This is a genomic window from Bradyrhizobium sp. USDA 372 (genome assembly GCF_053629095.1).
On record NZ_JBRJHR010000001.1, the window covers coordinates 4568477 to 4584080 of the forward strand.

20 protein-coding genes and 1 tRNA gene are annotated in these 15604 nt (G+C 65.3%); 11 read left to right on the forward strand and 10 right to left on the reverse strand.

Annotation, left to right across the window (positions count from 1 at the left end):
• The first annotated feature begins 156 nt into the window (after positions 1-156).
• Together AB7M16_RS21535 and AB7M16_RS21540 are read left to right on the forward strand one after the other, a co-directional pair.
• Positions 157-1164: a 2-dehydropantoate 2-reductase gene (locus tag AB7M16_RS21535; protein WP_453945154.1), complete on the forward strand. Its 1008-nt coding sequence runs from the start codon at positions 157-159 to the stop codon at positions 1162-1164.
• 16 nt (positions 1165-1180) lie between these two features.
• Positions 1181-1384, forward strand: a complete 204-nt coding sequence (locus AB7M16_RS21540; RefSeq protein ID WP_439402047.1) for a hypothetical protein — start codon at positions 1181-1183, stop codon at positions 1382-1384.
• Positions 1385-1628: 244 nt separating this feature from the next.
• Here AB7M16_RS21540 and AB7M16_RS21545 read toward each other — a convergent pair whose 3' ends face one another.
• The gene (locus tag AB7M16_RS21545) at positions 1629-2252 is read right to left on the reverse strand and encodes a hypothetical protein (protein WP_453945155.1); all 624 of its coding nucleotides are present in this window, start codon (positions 2250-2252) and stop codon (positions 1629-1631) included.
• Positions 2253-2546: 294 nt separating this feature from the next.
• On the opposite strand from AB7M16_RS21545, the gene AB7M16_RS21550 reads away from it, so the two are divergent.
• The 3 genes from AB7M16_RS21550 to AB7M16_RS21560 all read left to right on the forward strand — a co-directional run bounded on the left by AB7M16_RS21550 (position 2547) and on the right by AB7M16_RS21560 (position 4665).
• Positions 2547-3185, forward strand: coding sequence for an RraA family protein (locus AB7M16_RS21550; RefSeq protein ID WP_453945156.1), 639 nt, complete (start codon positions 2547-2549; stop codon positions 3183-3185).
• A 28-nt stretch (positions 3186-3213) separates the two neighbouring features.
• On the forward strand, positions 3214-3585 hold the full coding sequence (locus AB7M16_RS21555; RefSeq protein WP_172786589.1) for a cupin domain-containing protein: 372 nt from the start codon (positions 3214-3216) through the stop codon (positions 3583-3585).
• A gap of 123 nt (positions 3586-3708) precedes the next feature.
• On the forward strand, positions 3709-4665 hold the full coding sequence (locus AB7M16_RS21560) for a tripartite tricarboxylate transporter substrate-binding protein (RefSeq protein WP_453945157.1): 957 nt from the start codon (positions 3709-3711) through the stop codon (positions 4663-4665).
• 58 nt (positions 4666-4723) lie between these two features.
• Here the strand turns inward: AB7M16_RS21560 and AB7M16_RS21565 are convergent, their stop codons facing one another.
• Both AB7M16_RS21565 and AB7M16_RS21570 read right to left on the reverse strand, forming a co-directional pair.
• Positions 4724-5017, reverse strand: coding sequence for a GYD domain-containing protein (locus tag AB7M16_RS21565; RefSeq protein ID WP_172786591.1), 294 nt, complete (start codon positions 5015-5017; stop codon positions 4724-4726).
• 106 nt (positions 5018-5123) lie between these two features.
• A complete protein-coding gene (locus tag AB7M16_RS21570) occupies positions 5124-5477 on the reverse strand; it encodes a VOC family protein (protein WP_212258843.1) in 354 nt (117 codons plus the stop codon).
• Between the two features lie 142 nt (positions 5478-5619).
• On the opposite strand from AB7M16_RS21570, the gene AB7M16_RS21575 reads away from it, so the two are divergent.
• Positions 5620-5696 (forward strand) — tRNA-Arg (locus tag AB7M16_RS21575).
• A gap of 113 nt (positions 5697-5809) precedes the next feature.
• Here the strand turns inward: AB7M16_RS21575 and AB7M16_RS21580 are convergent.
• Positions 5810-5992: a hypothetical protein gene (locus AB7M16_RS21580; RefSeq protein WP_453945158.1), complete on the reverse strand. Its 183-nt coding sequence runs from the start codon at positions 5990-5992 to the stop codon at positions 5810-5812.
• 6 nt (positions 5993-5998) lie between these two features.
• Between AB7M16_RS21580 and AB7M16_RS21585 the strand changes: the two genes are divergently transcribed.
• Both AB7M16_RS21585 and AB7M16_RS21590 read left to right on the forward strand, forming a co-directional pair.
• The gene (locus tag AB7M16_RS21585; protein WP_453945159.1) at positions 5999-6988 is read left to right on the forward strand and encodes a DUF2252 family protein; all 990 of its coding nucleotides are present in this window, start codon (positions 5999-6001) and stop codon (positions 6986-6988) included.
• 165 nt (positions 6989-7153) lie between these two features.
• Positions 7154-8293 carry an amidohydrolase/deacetylase family metallohydrolase gene (locus tag AB7M16_RS21590; protein ID WP_212258839.1) on the forward strand — a complete coding sequence of 380 codons (1140 nt, stop codon included), beginning with the start codon at positions 7154-7156 and terminating at the stop codon, positions 8291-8293.
• Between the two features lie 6 nt (positions 8294-8299).
• On the opposite strand, the gene AB7M16_RS21595 is transcribed toward AB7M16_RS21590, so the two are convergent.
• From AB7M16_RS21595 to AB7M16_RS21605, 3 genes are read right to left on the reverse strand one after another with little or no spacing between them, the layout of a single operon-like run.
• Complete coding sequence (locus AB7M16_RS21595; RefSeq protein WP_453945160.1) at positions 8300-8893, reverse strand: TlpA family protein disulfide reductase; 594 nt, start codon at positions 8891-8893, stop codon at positions 8300-8302.
• Positions 8886-9341: a DsrE family protein gene (locus tag AB7M16_RS21600; RefSeq protein ID WP_453945161.1), complete on the reverse strand. Its 456-nt coding sequence runs from the start codon at positions 9339-9341 to the stop codon at positions 8886-8888. Before AB7M16_RS21600 ends, AB7M16_RS21595 begins: the two co-directional genes overlap by 8 nt.
• Positions 9342-9355: 14 nt before the next feature.
• Positions 9356-9784 (reverse strand): DoxX family protein, encoded by a 429-nt coding sequence (locus AB7M16_RS21605; protein ID WP_453945162.1) that lies wholly within the window; start codon positions 9782-9784, stop codon positions 9356-9358.
• A 102-nt stretch (positions 9785-9886) separates the two neighbouring features.
• Here AB7M16_RS21605 and AB7M16_RS21610 point away from each other — a divergent pair, with 102 nt between their 5' ends.
• The gene (locus tag AB7M16_RS21610) at positions 9887-10771 is read left to right on the forward strand and encodes a LysR substrate-binding domain-containing protein (RefSeq protein WP_453945163.1); all 885 of its coding nucleotides are present in this window, start codon (positions 9887-9889) and stop codon (positions 10769-10771) included.
• 8 nt (positions 10772-10779) lie between these two features.
• Here AB7M16_RS21610 and AB7M16_RS21615 read toward each other — a convergent pair whose 3' ends face one another.
• On the reverse strand, positions 10780-11505 hold the full coding sequence (locus AB7M16_RS21615) for an alpha/beta fold hydrolase (RefSeq protein ID WP_439402054.1): 726 nt from the start codon (positions 11503-11505) through the stop codon (positions 10780-10782).
• Positions 11506-11662: 157 nt separating this feature from the next.
• Between AB7M16_RS21615 and AB7M16_RS21620 the strand changes: the two genes are divergently transcribed.
• A complete protein-coding gene (locus AB7M16_RS21620; protein ID WP_453945164.1) occupies positions 11663-12643 on the forward strand; it encodes a helix-turn-helix domain-containing protein in 981 nt (326 codons plus the stop codon).
• A 16-nt stretch (positions 12644-12659) separates the two neighbouring features.
• Here AB7M16_RS21620 and AB7M16_RS21625 read toward each other — a convergent pair whose 3' ends face one another.
• Complete coding sequence (locus AB7M16_RS21625; RefSeq protein WP_260381767.1) at positions 12660-13805, reverse strand: acyl-CoA dehydrogenase family protein; 1146 nt, start codon at positions 13803-13805, stop codon at positions 12660-12662.
• A 126-nt stretch (positions 13806-13931) separates the two neighbouring features.
• On the opposite strand from AB7M16_RS21625, the gene AB7M16_RS21630 reads away from it, so the two are divergent.
• Positions 13932-14609 carry an alpha/beta hydrolase family protein gene (locus AB7M16_RS21630; RefSeq protein ID WP_453945165.1) on the forward strand — a complete coding sequence of 226 codons (678 nt, stop codon included), beginning with the start codon at positions 13932-13934 and terminating at the stop codon, positions 14607-14609.
• 3 nt (positions 14610-14612) lie between these two features.
• Here AB7M16_RS21630 and AB7M16_RS21635 read toward each other — a convergent pair whose 3' ends face one another.
• Positions 14613-15587 carry a ketopantoate reductase family protein gene (locus tag AB7M16_RS21635; protein ID WP_260381770.1) on the reverse strand — a complete coding sequence of 325 codons (975 nt, stop codon included), beginning with the start codon at positions 15585-15587 and terminating at the stop codon, positions 14613-14615.
• Between the last annotated feature and the right edge of the window lie 17 nt (positions 15588-15604).

Below are 15604 nucleotides of genomic sequence, written 5' to 3' on the forward strand. Positions count from 1 at the left end.
TCTCCTTTGGCGTCTCGTTCGGCGAGCGCTCGCCGCTGGCTGCCCCCGGGGCGAAAACATATGGGGCAGTCATGACCGTTACAAGTCGGATGCGCCGCGATTGGTTGCCGGCCTCGCCTCTGCTATCGAAGGCCGGTCATTCAGGGAGTAAGCCCAGTGGTTGCGGATCGATCGATCGTGGTGGCTGGCGCCGGCGCCATCGGCTGTTTCGTCGGCGGCAAGCTGGCCGCCGCCGGCCGGCGCGTCGCGCTCTTGGTGCGGCCGCGGGTGAAGACCGAGATCGAGCGGTTCGGCCTGCTGCTGACCGATTTCGACGGCTCCGAGACGAAGCTCGGCGCCGGCCAGCTCGCGCTGTCGGAAGACCCTTCGATCTTGCACAGCGCCGGCATCGTGCTGGTCACGGTGAAAAGCGCCGACACCGCCGCTGTCGCCGACCAGATCGCGCAGCATGCGCCTGAGGATGCCGTCATCGTCTCGCTCCAGAACGGCATCGGCAATGTCGCAGTGCTGCGCGAGCGGCTCGGCGGCCGGTCCGTGCTCGCCGGCATGGTGCCGTTCAACGTGATCGCGATGGGCGATGGCCGTTTCCACCGCTCGACCTCCGGCGACATTCACGTCGGAGAGGATCCGGAGAACACGGCCGCGGCGCTCTCGGTCTCCGGCCTCAGTGTGCGCGCGAGCCGTGACATCACCGGCGTGCAATGGGGCAAGCTGATCATCAACCTCAACAATGCGCTGAGCGCGCTGTCCGACATGCCGCTCGCCGCGCAATTGGCGAACCGTGACTGGCGAAGATTGTTCGCTGACCAGATGGCGGAAGGGCTGGCCGCACTGAAGGCCGCCGGCATCGTGCCGGTATCGTCGACGCCGATCCCGACGAGCTGGTCTCCGGCCTTGCTGCGGCTGCCCGATGCGATCTTCGGCGCGATCCTCGGGCGGACCATGAAGATCGATCCCGAGGCGCGCTCCTCGATGTGGCAGGATCTGAAGCAGGGCCGCAAGACCGAGATCGACTATCTGCAAGGCGCGGTCATTGCGCTCGCCGAGCAGAACCATGTCGCCGTGCCGCTGATGCGCCGCATTGTTGCGCTGATCAAGGAAGCCGAGGCGGCCGGCAACGGTCCGCCGCGGCTGACGCCGCAGCAGATCCGGGGCGTGAATTGAGGACGAGGAGGGCGTGATGAAGCGTTGTCTGATGATCGGCCTGGCGCTGGCCGCGCTCTGCGGCATGTCGACGCTCGCCTACGCCAGGCCGCCGACGGTCTTGAACTCCCCCGGCTATGACAGGCGTTTGCAGGAGAGCCGGTCGCAGTTGGGTGCTTCGCCGACGGTCGCAGCGCCGGTGGTCCATCCGAAGCGCGGCAAGAAGAAGCAGCCGAACTGAGGATTGCAAGCCGGAGCTCCATCCACGCGTCATTGCGAGCGCAGCGAAGCAATCTAGTATCTTTCTGTGCAGAGACTCTGGATTGCTTCGCTGCGCTCGCAATGACGCCTGTCGTGAGCTCAGCTCTCGTAGGATGGGCAAAGCGAAGCGTGCCCACCGACTCTCTCGATCATAAACAAATGGTGGGCACGGCGCCTTGCGCCTTTGCCCACCCTACGACCATCTCGCAATGACGGCTGCTGCTTCAGCCTTTCTTCGCGGGCTTGCTCGGTGTCGGGTTGAACAGCTTCTTCAGGTCGTTCAAGCTTTCCGACAGACGCGGCCATTCGCAGGAGAATGAGCTCTTGGTGCAAGGCGCGGCCTTCGGCCTTGCGCCTGCGGCCTGCTGCACCTTCGGCCGCTCGACCGGCACCGGCACGCGCTCGACTTCGGTCCGCAGCGCGACCTGCTGGAGCTGCTGCACCTGTTGCTCTTGCTGCTCGCGCTGCTGCCGCGCGGTGGCCTGGGCCGCTTCGTTGCTGCGGCGCTGCTTGGCGAGATAGGCGGTATAGGCTTCGTCGATCTTCTTCTGCTCCTCCGGCGTCGGATTGGGGCCGGCGATGTCGAAGGTGCGATCCTGGAGGAAATCGTAATAGGAATAGCCGCCACCCGGCTTGCGGCGGCCGGCAAACTTGGCGTTGCAATCGGCGAGGGCCGCGGTCTTCTCAGCCTTGGTTGCGGCTTTCTCGGCGGCGTCGGCGCATTCCTCGAAATCGACAGGTGCGCGTTTCCACCATTGCGCCTCGGCATGCCCCGGCGTCAGCAGAATAAATCCTGCTGCGGCAACGAGAAGCAGCGCCGCGCGATGCGATGTAACTACGGCCGACATTCTAAGAGGGTATTCCTTGCAAGACGCAACCCGAACTGAGTCGAGCCAGATTTTTGCCTCTTTATGGCCGGCTTGTCACCCATGGAACCCGGGAAATTCAGGGCTGGGATGCTGACATTTTGTGCTTGACGTGGCGCGGGAGTCACAGCGCCCCGCCGGCAGGCTGTTACACTCGTATTGCGAGCGCCTCACTCCCGGCTGGCGACGCCAGGAAGACGAAGTGGCGCGCCTTCCGGATCTGGCCTTTCGAAGGCGCGGGCGCATGCTGAATGAGACAAACACGGAAGGACTCATATGACGATCACCATCGCAGCGAGCAGCGTGCCGAAGCCGCCGGCTGATATCATTAAAGGTTTCAGGGACGCGCCGACCTCGGTGATCTCGGACAACCTCGGCCGGCTGCCCGGCGCGGTCGGGCTGAGGCCGTATCATCGCGGCGGCAAGCTGGTGGGAACGGCCTTCACCGTGCGCACCCGGCCCGGCGACAATCTCGCCATCCACCGCGCGCTCGACCTGGTCGGGCCCGGCGACGTCATCGTGGTCGATGGCCGCGGCGACGAGACGCGCGCGCTGATCGGCGAGATCATGAAGAACATCGCGCAATGGCGCAAAGCCGAAGGCTATGTGATCGACGGCGCGATCCGCGACGTCGCGGCCTTCGCGGCCGACGACTTTCCCTGCTACGCCCGCGCGGTGATCCATCGCGGTCCGTACAAGAACGGCCCCGGCGAGATCAACGTGCCGGTGACGATCGGCGGCAGCGTGATCGCGCCCGGCGACATCGTCGTCGGCGACGAGGACGGCGTGGTTTCGTTTCCCGCGACTGGTGCGGCCGCGCTGCTGGAAGCGGTGCGCGTCCAGGTCGCGCGCGAGGAAGAGACGCTGAAGGCGATCCGTGAGGGTCGTTACCAGGGCGCTTACGGCAAGGCCTGATCTGGCGGAGTGTAAAGGGGAGGATGACGTGAGCCAGAAGGACGAATTCCACAATCTCGACGACGCCAGCGACGGCCTCTTCCGCGAGCTCGCCGCCGGCGTGACCACGCGCATCTTCTCCGGCGAGCAAGCGATGCTGTCGGTGGTGACACTGGCGCCGCATGCGCAAGGCACGCTGCACCATCATCCCGAGGAGCAATGGGGCGTGCTGCTCGACGGCTCCGCCATCCGCGTCCAGGGCGATGAGGAAATCCCGGTCAAGAAGGGCGATTTCTGGCGCACGCCAGGGAACGTGCCGCACACCATGCGTGCCGGTCCCGACGGCGCCCGCGTGCTGGACATCTTCAGCCCGCCTCGGCCAGAATACAGAAAAGCAGGGTCAGGCTTCGGCACGACCTAAAGCGCCTTGCGCTTTAGCCTATTTTCTTGAGCATGATCTTTTCGGAAAACCGCTGCACACTTTTCCGGATCATGCTCGAGCGCCACAGAGCAAAAAGCCGGGCGCAACAACAAGGGAGGGACCATGACGATCACACGACGCACGCTCTTGGCCGCACCGGCCATCCTCGCGATGGCACCGGCAGCAGCGCAGGCCGGCAAGATAACGCTGGTGGTGCCGTTCCCGCCTGGCGGATCGACCGACGCGATGGCGCGGCTGCTGCAGACGAACCTGCAGACCAAGCTGGGTCGCATCGTCGTGGTCGAGAACAAATCGGGCGCGGCCGGTGCGCTCGGCGCGGCGCAGGTCGCCAAGAGCCCGGCCGACGGCTCGACCTTCCTGGTGACGTTCGATTCCCATGCGGTGATCCCGTCGATCCTCGACAAGCCGCCGGTCGACGTCGAGCGCGAGCTGATGCCGGTGCTGCTGATCGGCACCGCGCCCTACGTGATCGCGGCCGGCGCCGGACGCCCCTACAAGAGCTTTGCCGACGTGGTCGCCGCCTGCAAGGCGAGCCCCGGTGCGGTGAAATACGCCTCGGTCGGCATCGGCACGCTCGGCCATCTCGCCATGACCGTGCTCGGCAGCAAGGCCGGCGTCGAGATCATGCACGTGCCCTATCGCGGCGGCGGGCCGGCCATGAACGACGTGCTCGGCGGCCATGTCGATCTCATCGCGGGATCGGCGGCGCTGGTCGCGGCCCAGCTCGGCACCAACATGCTGCGCCCGATCCTGCAGCTCGGCCGCGAGCGGCTGCCGTCCCTGCCGGACACGCCCACCGCGATCGAGGCCGGCTTCCCCGATTTCGAGACGCTGGCATGGTGGGGCATCTTCGCCCCCGCAGGTACGCCTGCCGACGTCGTCGCGGCCATGGCGACGGCATCCAAGGAGATCCTGAGCGAGCCCGCGACCGCCGCCCAGCTCAAGGACACCCAGCACATGACGCTGCTGCTCCAGGACGGCGCCACCTTCAAGACCTTCTTCGACAAGCAGGTCGCCTATTGGGGCAAGGTCGTGAAGGACAACAATATCAAGGCGTGAGATCCGCCCATGCCCGGGATGCCATCCCGGGTCCAGTGCGCTCGCGCGGGCTTGCGCGTCAGAGCATCTTGCCGACGATCTTCGTCATATCTGCCGCCGAAAACGCGCGCAGCGTTTCGGTGCGGACATTGCCGAGTGCGCTGAGACTAAGGCTGAGTGACATCGCGGCAGCCTCATCTGGAGCCTCGAGAACGGTCACAACGTCATATCGTCCCTGCGTCCAGACGATCTCTTTCACAGTCACGCCGAACGTTTTGGCCATCTCCTTGAAGGCTTCGGCCCGCTTCGGCGAGTCCTTGACGTTTCGGACTCCCTGATCAGTGAAGTTTCCCAGCACGACATAAGCTACCATGGTCGTCCTCCCTGGTTAGAACTTGAGGAAACCGCGCCGAGCTTGCCACGGTGGCTGAGACAGCGCTAGTTGCGCGTTGGAACGTCAGCAGATGCGACTTATTCGGTCAGGACAACGGCCGTGCGAAACTGAGCTCATGGCCGTCGGGGTCGGTGAGATGGAAGTAGCGCTCGCCCCATTCGGCATCGCGCGGCGTGGTCGACGGCTGCCATCCTGCCGCGAGCGCCTGCTCATAGGTGGCGTCGACATCGGCGACATAGAAGATGACGCGGCCCCACCAGGACCAGCGCTTGTCGTCCGGCTGCGCAGTCAGGTTGAGATAGCCGCTGCCGCCGCGAAAGCTGGTGAATGCTGCGGCTTCGCCGCCATAGAGAAGCTCGAACCCGAGCGAGCGGTAGAAGTGCACGGCGCGTGCCATGTCGTGGGTGCCGAGCGTGATGGCGCTGATGCTCTCGATCATGTGGGCTGCTCCGTCGAAGGGGTCCGGGCGCGATTGTACTGCCGCCGTGTTCAGCTTGACGATGGATCTCGCCCGTCTTGCGGCTGGCGAACCGTATCCTGCTCTGCTATGACCGGATTGAACCCGTACCCACGGGTTCCGCGGTCCCGTAGCTCAGCCGGATAGAGCGACGGTTTCCTAAACCGTAGGTCGGAAGTTCGAGTCTTCCCGGGATCGCCATTTCCTTGTCCGGCTTTGCTTCGTCTGTCGCCCTGCCGAGGGCTGCGCGACGGTCGATGTCAGTCCAGATGCCGACAATTGCGCCGCTGCCCATTTGATTGTAGCATTTCGCGTCAGAGCATCAGTCTATTGTCGATGCAGCCGAAGATTGATTTGATGGCGCGCCGCGGATCAGCGCCGGCCCGCCCGATATTCGTGGTTTGCAGCGGATGACTTTTCAGCGCGACAATGCGGCTTTCGAGCACTGGCTGCGCAAGCAATGCGACGTCGTTGACGCGGACCTCGTCCACAAACACGAGCGGATGCAGAAGGATGCGTTCACGTTCCTGCGCGCGACGTTCTTTCGCTGGGCGCGTCGCATCGAGAAGCTCTGTCCCAAGCTGAGGGATGCGCCCGCCGTGCTGTCGGTCGGCGACACCCACATCGAAAATTACGGGACCTGGCGCGATGCCGAAGGCCGTCTGGTCTGGGGCATCAACGATTTCGACGAAGCCGCGGTCATTCCCTATCCGTTCGATCTCGTCCGCCTTGCGACCAGCGCGCGGCTCGCACCGAAGGCGCGGACCGCTAATCGCAATGCGGCGGCGGCCATTCTCGATGGCTATCGCGAGGGGCTCGCGAACCCGCGCCCGTCGCTGCTGGACGAGGAGGAGAGCTGGATGCGGCCCTTCGTGGCCTGCTCCGACGAGGAACGCCGCGACTTCTGGCACGAGCTGGAGGACTATCCAAATGCGGAGCCGCCTTCGCAGGTTGCTTCGGCGCTCAGAAAGAACCTGCCCGACCATGCCGAGCTGGAGCGGTTCGCTTCGCGCAGGAAAGGCGGCGGCGGCCTTGGCCGGCCGCGCTACGTTGCGATCGCCACCTGGGATGGCGGCAAGATCGTGAGGGAAGCCAAGGCGCTGGTGCCCTCCGCCTGGGATTGGGCGCACGGCATGAACGGCAAGCCGCGCTTTCTAGACGTCGCCCAAGGAGAGTTTCGGGCGCCCGATCCGCATCTCAAGTTGAAAGGCGGCTACATCATTCGCCGCATTGCTCCCGATCAGCGCAAGCTCGAGCTCAGCAATCGCAGTCATCCGCGGCTGAGACTCGATCTGCTCTGGGCCAAGGGATTCGATCTCGGCGCAATCCATGCGGGAACGGGCGGCGCCAGATCCAAGATCGAGCACGATCTCGATGGACGCAAGGACGACTGGCTTCACAGCGCCGCAAAAGTCGCCGCCGCGGACGTCCAGGAGGACTTCGAGGAATGGCGGAAGGTCCGGCTGCCGTGGACACCTGATACCCAGGATTGACGTGCGAGGCGCCGGCAGGCGGTTTGCAAGCGCTGGGAGCGTAACCGGCATGCGCTCCGATTTGCGCAGCGGGCGCGAAAATTGCTAACAGGGACAATTGCAGGGACCTGCCCGGGTCTCCTGCCTGTAATCCTGCCATACCCAGCCACATCCCGGAGACCATTGATGCCTTTCGACCTGATCCTGCGCGGGGGGCGGGTGATCGACCCGTCCCAGAGGCTCGACGCCGTGACCGATGTCGCCTTTGCCGGCGGCAAGGTCGCCGCGATCGGCAGCGCCCTCAAGGCGGATCCGGGCACCGAGGTGCGCGACGTCTCGCAATTCATTGTGTCGCCGGGGCTGATCGATCTGCACACCCATGTCTATTGGGGCGGCACCTCGCTCGGCATCGATGCCGAGGAGTTCTGCCGCCTCTCCGGCGTCACCACGGCGGTCGATACCGGCAGCGCCGGACCCGGCAATTTCGCCGGCTTCCGCAAGCATGTGATCGAGCCGAGCCAGGTCCGCATCCTCGCTTATTTGCACGTCTCGCATGCCGGCATCTTCGGCTTCTCGCACCGGATCATGGTCGGCGAGAGCGAGGAGCTGCGATTGATGAATCCGGTCGAGGCGGCCGAGGTGGCCGATGCCAACCGCGATCTCATCGTCGGCATCAAGGTGCGCGTGGGCCTGCATTCCTCGGGCACCTCGGGTGCGGTGCCGCTCGACATCGCGCTCGAGGTCGCGAACGAGGTCGGCATGCCGCTGATGGCGCATATCGACCATCCGCCGCCGAGCTATGAGGACGTGTTGGCGCGGCTGCGTCCCGGCGACGTGCTGACCCATGCGTTCCGCCCTTTCCCGAACACGCCGGCGACGGCGCAAGGCACCGTGAAGAAGGCGGTGCTGGAGGCGCGCGAGCGCGGCGTGCTGTTCGATATCGGCCACGGCAAGGGCTCGTTCGCGTTCAAGACCGCGCGTGCCATGCTCGCCAATGGTTTCTATCCCGACACCATCTCCTCCGACATCCATCAGCTCTGCATCGACGGCCCGGCCTATGACCAGGTCACCACCATGTCGAAGTTCCTGTGCATGGGCATGGAGCTGCCGGATGTGATCGCGGCATCGACGGTGAATGCGGCGATGGCGCTGCGGCGTCCCGAGCTCGGCAGCCTCAAGCCCGGCAGCGTCGGCGACGCCACGCTGATTTCGGTGAAGCAAGGCCAGTTCGACTACGAAGACGTCGTCGGCGAGCACCTGATCGGTGATCGCAAGATCGTCTCAGAGGGTGTCGTCATCGGCGGGCGCTGGTGGCATCCGAATTGACGATCGCTAGCCCCGCTCGCGATAGAATTGCAGCAGCCGCGCGCCCGCCGGCGAGAGCCAGTCGGGTGCGCCGGTGATGTAGCCTTCGACGCGGCTGCTCGCTCCGACCAGATAGGTGACGGGCATGCCGACGAGCGGGAACATCGCCCTGGAAGCTTCGGCTGCCGCGCCGTAGGCATCGGCGTAACACGCGAGGTTCTGCACGGCGAGGCCGCCGAGAAATGCGCGGATCTTGCGCAGGTCTTTGGTGTCCGTGCAGATCGCGACCACGTCGAGCGGCTCGGGCCGCGAGGCTGCAAGGCTTGCGAGCATCGGCAGATCGAGCTTGCAGGCCGCGCACCAGGTCGCCCAGAAATTCACCAACGTGATGCGCCCCAGCTTCGCCGTCACGATGGCATCCCGGCCGTGCAGGTCCTGAAGCCTGAGCTGTGGCATCGGGGCGCGCGGCCGAACCAGTGTGAACTGGCTGCGTCCGGCCTCGAACATTGGCGGCCAGCTGTCTTGCGCGCGGCCGGCGGGCGGGATGGCGAGAGAGGCTGCCGCGGCCATCAGGATCGATCGCCGCGACAGCGCGCGATGGCTCTCGTCCGCCTCACGCATGGATATAGGCCCAGCCCTTCAATTGCAGGTCGACGACGCGGCCAATGCCGAACGGGACGAGGCTTGCGCCCGGGATCAGCGGGATGGAGATCTGCTCCTTGGCTTCCGCGATGGTCTTGGACGAGGCGCACATGCTGAAGGTGAGATTGGGCACCGACTGCCGCAGCGCCGCGAGCGGCTCGGCCAGCGGCGTCCTGTCGGCGCGGAAGACGTCGATGCCCTTGCCGTTGGCGACGACCTCGATCAGCAGCCGCGCGCCCCTCTCGGCAAAATGCTTGGAGAGGTTGGCCGAATAGCTGATCGTGTGACCCATGACGTAGGGCTCGTTGCTGTCGATCAGGATTACGACGCCCTCAGCGAGACGATCCTCCTTGGCCGCGGCGGTGCCGCCGGTTGTGAGGACCGCGGTGCCAGCGAGCAGGCTTCTGCGGGACCATGCAGAGATCATGGCGTTCCTGCCGCTCAGAACTGACGCGGCGCGATCGGCGCCTTGCTGCGGCGTCCCCACAGCACGAACAGGCTGAGCGCGAGCAGGACAATGTTGAGCGGCGCTACCTCGGCTTCGCCGCGCGAGAGGTGGAAGACAAGCGCAATGACCTGCAGCACCGCGCAGCCGAGCGCGGCGAGCACCGTCAGCCGCGGCAGGATTCGCGTCAAGGCCGGCAGCAGGATGCCGATGCCGCCGGCGAGATCGACCAGCGCAATCGTTCGGACGAACGTTTCGGAATACTGACCGGCCCACGGCATCATCGCGGCCAGCTGGGGAATGGGCGTGGTCAGCTTCACGAAGCCTGCCGAGACGAACACGGCGGAGAGGGCGACCTGCGCGGCCCAGAGGCCGATGCGAAGGGACCGGCCGGGAGCGGCGGTTTCGATGGTGGTGGCGGACATGGGGTTCTCCGGAATGTGAAGGTTGCCACCATCTGATAGTTTCGCCGCATTTGATCATTCTGCGCTAAAGGAATTATTCATTTCGTGGATGTTGATGATCTCATGGATACTCTGGTCAGCATGAAGGTGTTTTGCCTGGTCGCGGAGCTGAAGAGCTTTGTGACCGCGGCGCAGCGCCTGCGCATCTCGCCTGCCATGGCAAGCAAGCACGTGATGCAGCTCGAGAAGCGGCTCGGCACGCGACTGCTCAACCGGACCAGCCGGCGCGTCAGCCTGAGCGAGAGCGGCGCGCTCTATTTCGAGCAGGCGCGGCAGATGCTGGACTCGCTCGACGAGGTCGAAGCCGCCGTCAGCAAGGCGACGGTCGTGCCGCGCGGCACGCTGCGGCTGACCGCGCCGGTGTGGATGGCGAACAAGATCTTCGCGGGCGTGCTGGCGGACTATCAGGCCCGTTATCCGGACGTGCGCCTCGACGTCGATCTCAGCGGGCGCCTCGTCAATCTGGTCGAGGAGGGGTTCGATCTCGCCCTGCGCGCGACGGCCGCGCCGGACGAGGCGCTGATCGCGCGGCCCATCACCGGAGTTCCGTTCTACCTGGTTGCCGCTCCCGCCTTCCTCAAACGCGCGGGCCGCCCAAGGACCTTCGCCGATCTCTCCGGCCAGGCGTTGCTGCACTATGCGCTTTATCCGGGCGAGAGCTTCTCCTTCCAGGGCGAGCACGGCCCCGAGACCGTCAAGCTCAATCCGGTGCTGCGCAGCGGCAACGAGACGCTGCTGCACATGGCGGCGCTGGAAAGCATGGGCTTCGCCTTCCTGCCGAAATGGCTGGTCACCGAGGACATCGCGACTGGACGCCTCGAGCACGTCATGCCCGAGCACATTATCTTCGTCGGAAAACTGTTCGCGGTCTATACGAGCCGCAAATATCTCTCCGCAAAGGTGCGGACCTTCATCGACTTCATCGCCGCCGACAAGCGGATGCGATAGCGTACGATCTAGTCGCGTCCCGCCTCGATGATTGCCTTGGCGAGCCGCGCCGGATCGGAGAAGCACAGCTCGTGGCTTCCCGCGACCTGCACCAGGCGGAACAGGCCCAGCTTCTCCGACAGGCGCGGATGCCAGCCATGGCTGTGCGGCAGCGCGGTATCCTCGGTGCAGTTGATGTAGGATTTGGCCAGCGGCATCTCGGCCGGATTGCTCTTGAGCGCGATCTTGTCGGTGAAGGTCGCGAGCGGATGCGGATTGAGCACGTCATAGGCGCGCTGCGCCGTCTCCAGATCGGCATCGTTGATGAACGCCTCGCGCCAGATCGGGAAGGGCAACACCACCGAGCCGTCGCCGCGCTCGGCCGCAATGGCGTCGAACAGACCGATATAGTGCGGCGGCACCATGTCGTTGAGGCATTCGCCGTCGTTGGGCACGAAAGCGTTCCAGTAGACCAGGCGGCGGATGCGCTCCGGCACGAGGTCGGCGACGCCGGTGATGACCATGCCGCCATAGGAATGGCCGAGCAGGATGACGTCCTGCAGATTATTCTCCGCAAGGTAGTCGGCGATCGACTGGATCGCTTCCTTCAGCCCGGTCGTCTTGGCATCGCCCGGACGGTTGCCCTTGATGGTGGGGGTATGGACCTGATGGCCTGCTGCGCGGATCGGCGCGGCGACCGGCTCGAGCTCGGCACCGGTATGCCAGGCGCCATGGACGAGAACGTAGGTCGACATGTTGTGGCTCCCTCGGAAGACTGCTTAGATCGGTGCGGCGATGACCTTGCCTGGATTTGCCGGCTGAACGCCGGTCGACGTTGTTGCCGCCATACTGAACCGCTGGCGCGTTGCGCGCTTGTCCGACGGTGAACCGGATTGGTCCTGGAGCGAACTGATGGAGCAGCTCAATTCCGAAAGCCGGCCCCGCCGTTTGGTCTGGGACACCGGCGAGACGAGGCCGGAGGAGCAGTTCTCCTACTATCGCGAAGCGATCTGCCAGGCATTCATGAACCTGACGCCGGAATCGGCAACCACCTCACGCTTCCCGGCCAAGGTCGAGGCGATCAAGATCGGCAGCGGTGCCATCAACCGCGTGGTCTTTCCCGAGCACACCGTGCATCGCTCGCGCGCCGATATCGCTGCGTCGACCGAAAGCTGCTTCTATCTGAACTTCAAGCTAGCCGGCCGCTGCCGCGTGGTCCAGGGCGGCTGCGACGTCAGCCTGTCGCGCGGTCAGGTCGGCATCTGCGACAGCGACCGGGAAGTGACCTTGTTGCATGATCGCGGGCCGACGCTGCAGGTTGCATCCTTCTGGGTGCCTTCGCGCGAGCTGCGTGATCGGCTGCCGCCATCCTTCGACTTCAGGGTGGAGCGTGTGTCCGACGATCCCTTCGTCGGCCATCTCATCGTCGAGACCGCGCGATCGCTGAATGCCGGCGCGCTGCGGATGACGGAAGGCGAAGCCGTCAGGCTGTTCGGCGTGCTGCTCGATCTTGTCGCGCTGAGCCTGTCGCGCCGCGCGCGTGCGCAGACGGCCGAGGCCGCCAGCTTTGCCGACGCGACCGCGCTCGCGCTCCGCCGGGCCGTGCATGAGCGGCTCTCCGAGCAGCGCCTTGCGGTTGCGGACGTCGCGCGTGCCATCGGCATCAGCGAGCGCTACGTGCACAAATTGTTCGAGCGCGCAGGCACCACATTCTCGGACTACGTCATGGATCGTAGGTTGGACGGCGCGGCACGTGACCTGAGCGATCCTGCGAAGGCGGACCAGGCGATCGGCGCCATCGCGATCGACTGGGGCTTCTCGGACCTCTCCCACTTCACCCGCCGCTTCAAGCAGCGCTTCGGCTGCCGGCCGCGCGACTGGCGCGCGCGGTGATCTACATCGACCTGACCTATAAGGATCTGGCGATCAGCAGCTTCATGATCTCGTTGGTGCCGCCATAGATCTTCTGGATGCGGGAATCGATGAAGATGCGCGAGATCGGGTATTCCTGCATGTAGCCGTAGCCGCCGAACAGCTGCAGGCATTCGTCGGCGGTCTCGACCTGCTTCTCCGAGCACCAATATTTCGCCATCGAGGCCGTCACGGTGTCGAGGTCTTTTGCGACCAGGCGCTCGATGCACCAGTCGACGAAGACGCGCGCGATCATCGCCTCGGTCTTGCGCTCGGCCAGCGTGAAGGCGGTGTTCTGGAAATCCATCAGCGGCTTGCCGAACGCCTTCCGCTCCTTGGTGTAGTCGGTGGTGAGCTTGACCGCGCGCTCCATCGAGGCCACGGCGCCGACCGCGAGCGCAAGCCGCTCCTGCGGCAATTGCTGCATCAGCTGGACGAAACCCTGGCCCTCTTCCTTGCCGAGCAGGTTTTCCGGCGGCACCGTCACGTTGTCGAAGAACAGCTCCGAGGTGTCGGAGGCGTGCAGGCCGATCTTGTCGAGGTTGCGCCCGCGCTTGTAGCCGTCCGCGCCCGCAGTCTCGACCACGATCAGCGAGATGCCCTTGGCACCTTGCTCGCCGGTGCGCGCGACCACGATGACGAGGTCGGCGGCCTGGCCGTTGGTGATGAAGGTCTTCTGCCCGTTGATGACGTAGGAATTGCCCTGTTTCTTGGCCGTGGTCTTGACGGCTTGGAGATCCGAGCCGGTGCCGGGCTCGGTCATGGCGATGGCGCCGACCATCTCGCCGGACGCCATCTTCGGCAGCCAGCGTTTCTTCTGCTCCTCCGAGCCGTAATTGAGGATGTAATGCGCGACGATGGCGCTGTGCACGGAGACGCCGGTGGTCAGCTCCGGCACCGTGCTCTCGAGATCGTCGAGCACGGCGGCGTCATAGGCGAAGGTGGCGCCGAGGCCGCCATATTCCTCCGGCACGCTCGCGAGCAGCGCGCCCATCTCCCCGAGCCCGCGCCAGGCGAAGCGGTCGACCATCTTCTGCTCGCGCCACTTCTCGGCATGCGGGGCCAGGTCCTTGGCGAGATATTTGCGGAACTGGTCGCGGAAGACGTCGAGCTCTTCGGTCATCCAGGAGGAGCGGTAGGGCATGATTACCTCGGTTGATGCGGCGTTCCGGCTTGGTAAGCCAGCGAACCGCGGCAATTATTGTGTTTTCAGGCTGCGCCGGTGACGCTACCAAGGCGCCGGTAACAGCGTCTATCGGGATGTCTGATTGTGGCGATCAAAACCCAGGAGCTCAAGCTCGACATCGAGCGCATCGGCACTGTCTCGGCGATCCTGACGCAGCCGGAGCATGCGCGCGCCTGCTACGTGCTGGCGCACGGCGCCGGGGCCGACATGCGGCATTCCTTCATGGAGAAGGTCGCGGAAGGTCTCGCGAGCCGCGGCATCGCGACTTTCCGCTTCAATTTCCCCTACATGGAAGAGAAGAAGGGACGTCCCGACCAGCCGGCGGTCGCGCACGCCGCCATCCGCGCAGCGGTCGCGGAGGCGGCGCGGCTCTGCCCCGGGCTGAAGCTCGTTGCCGGCGGGAAATCCTTCGGCGGCCGCATGACCTCGCAGGCGCAGTCGAAGTCGCCGCTGCCCGATGTCAAAGGGCTCGCTTTTCTCGGCTTTCCCCTCCATGCCGCCAAGAAGCCGTCATCCGAGCGCGCCGAACACCTTGCCGCCATCGCGATCCCCATGCTGTTCCTGCAAGGCACGCGCGATGAGCTTGCCGATCTGAGCTACCTCAAGCCTGTCGTCGAGAAGCTCGGCCCGAAGGCGACGCTGCATGAGGTCGCAGGCGGCGACCATTCGTTCGCGGTGCTGAAGAAATCCGGCCGTACCAATGACGAGGCGCTCACCGAGGTGCTGGACACGCTCGCGGCCTGGATCGACGCGCTCGCCTGAGACTCACGCCGAGTAGAGCCCCCTGTCGCGCGCCTTCTGGATGGCGAGCGCGGCGATCAGGTCGAGCGTCGGCGTCGACAGGCCGGCGGTGCGCGCGAAGGCCTGGGGCGCCTTCACCAGCACGTCGATCTCCATGGCGCGGCCGAGCTCGTAATCCTGCAGCAGCGATGGTTTGTGGTTGGGGGCAGGGCCGCTGCGGCTGGCGCGCTTGACCTCGGGAATGAAGTATTGGGCGATCTCGTTGGCCTCGTTCAGCATGCGCGGAATCACCTCCGTGAAGGCGGGGTCGTCGCGCACGCCGCGCGCGGTCTGGCCGGTGAGCAGGCACAGCACCGACAGCGACATGTTGGTCAGCAGCTTTGACCAGATCGCCTCGCGGATCTCGGCGACCGGCGGCGATTCCAGCCGCGCGTCGTTGAAGACACCGCGCAGCCTGGTGATGCGCTCGCAATTGCGGTCGTCGCACTCGCCGATCAGGAGACGGTTGCGGTCCGGCGTCAGGTTCTGCACCACGCCGGGCGCGATCACCTCGTTGGATGAGAAGACCACGCCGCCGACGATCCGTTCCTTCGGGATGCAGGCGCGCAGGCGCCCGCCGGGATCGAGGAATGAAATGTCCGGCGGCGCCGGGTGCCGCGGCGGCAGGCCGATGCCGTACCACCAGGGAATGCCGTTCTGCGCAAACACGATCGCAGTGTCGTCCTGGAGCAGCGGCTTGATGCTGGAAACCAGCCCCTGAAGCGCGGTCGCCTTCAAGGTCGAGATCACGACGTCCTGCGGGCCGAGCTGGGCCGGATCGCCTGACGCGTTCACCTTGGCGCCGACCTCGGAATCGCCGACGCGCAGCTTGAGGCCATTGGCGCGGGCCGCCTCCAGATGCGCCCCCCGCATCACGCAACTGACCTCATGGCCGGCGCGCGCCAGCCGTACCGCAATGTGGCTGCCGACGGCGCCTGCGCCGAAAATGCAGATGCGCATATTGATATCCCGTATCC

Bases quoted from the DNA above. Each gene is read 5' to 3' on its own strand.
- AB7M16_RS21540 (WP_439402047.1), top strand. From the start codon at position 1,181: ATGAAGCGTTGTCTGATGATCGGCCTGGCGCTGGCCGCGCTCTGCGGC.
- AB7M16_RS21545 (WP_453945155.1), bottom strand. From the start codon at position 2,252: ATGTCGGCCGTAGTTACATCGCATCGCGCGGCGCTGCTTCTCGTTGCC.
- AB7M16_RS21550 (WP_453945156.1), top strand. From the start codon at position 2,547: ATGACGATCACCATCGCAGCGAGCAGCGTGCCGAAGCCGCCGGCTGAT.
- AB7M16_RS21560 (WP_453945157.1), top strand. From the start codon at position 3,709: ATGACGATCACACGACGCACGCTCTTGGCCGCACCGGCCATCCTCGCG.
- AB7M16_RS21565 (WP_172786591.1), bottom strand. From the start codon at position 5,017: ATGGTAGCTTATGTCGTGCTGGGAAACTTCACTGATCAGGGAGTCCGA.
- AB7M16_RS21570 (WP_212258843.1), bottom strand. From the start codon at position 5,477: ATGATCGAGAGCATCAGCGCCATCACGCTCGGCACCCACGACATGGCA.
- AB7M16_RS21585 (WP_453945159.1), top strand. From the start codon at position 5,999: ATGCAGAAGGATGCGTTCACGTTCCTGCGCGCGACGTTCTTTCGCTGG.
- AB7M16_RS21590 (WP_212258839.1), top strand. From the start codon at position 7,154: ATGCCTTTCGACCTGATCCTGCGCGGGGGGCGGGTGATCGACCCGTCC.
- AB7M16_RS21595 (WP_453945160.1), bottom strand. From the start codon at position 8,893: ATGCGTGAGGCGGACGAGAGCCATCGCGCGCTGTCGCGGCGATCGATC.
- AB7M16_RS21600 (WP_453945161.1), bottom strand. From the start codon at position 9,341: ATGATCTCTGCATGGTCCCGCAGAAGCCTGCTCGCTGGCACCGCGGTC.
- AB7M16_RS21605 (WP_453945162.1), bottom strand. From the start codon at position 9,784: ATGTCCGCCACCACCATCGAAACCGCCGCTCCCGGCCGGTCCCTTCGC.
- AB7M16_RS21610 (WP_453945163.1), top strand. From the start codon at position 9,887: ATGGATACTCTGGTCAGCATGAAGGTGTTTTGCCTGGTCGCGGAGCTG.
- AB7M16_RS21615 (WP_439402054.1), bottom strand. From the start codon at position 11,505: ATGTCGACCTACGTTCTCGTCCATGGCGCCTGGCATACCGGTGCCGAG.
- AB7M16_RS21620 (WP_453945164.1), top strand. From the start codon at position 11,663: ATGGAGCAGCTCAATTCCGAAAGCCGGCCCCGCCGTTTGGTCTGGGAC.
- AB7M16_RS21625 (WP_260381767.1), bottom strand. From the start codon at position 13,805: ATGCCCTACCGCTCCTCCTGGATGACCGAAGAGCTCGACGTCTTCCGC.
- AB7M16_RS21635 (WP_260381770.1), bottom strand. From the start codon at position 15,587: ATGCGCATCTGCATTTTCGGCGCAGGCGCCGTCGGCAGCCACATTGCG.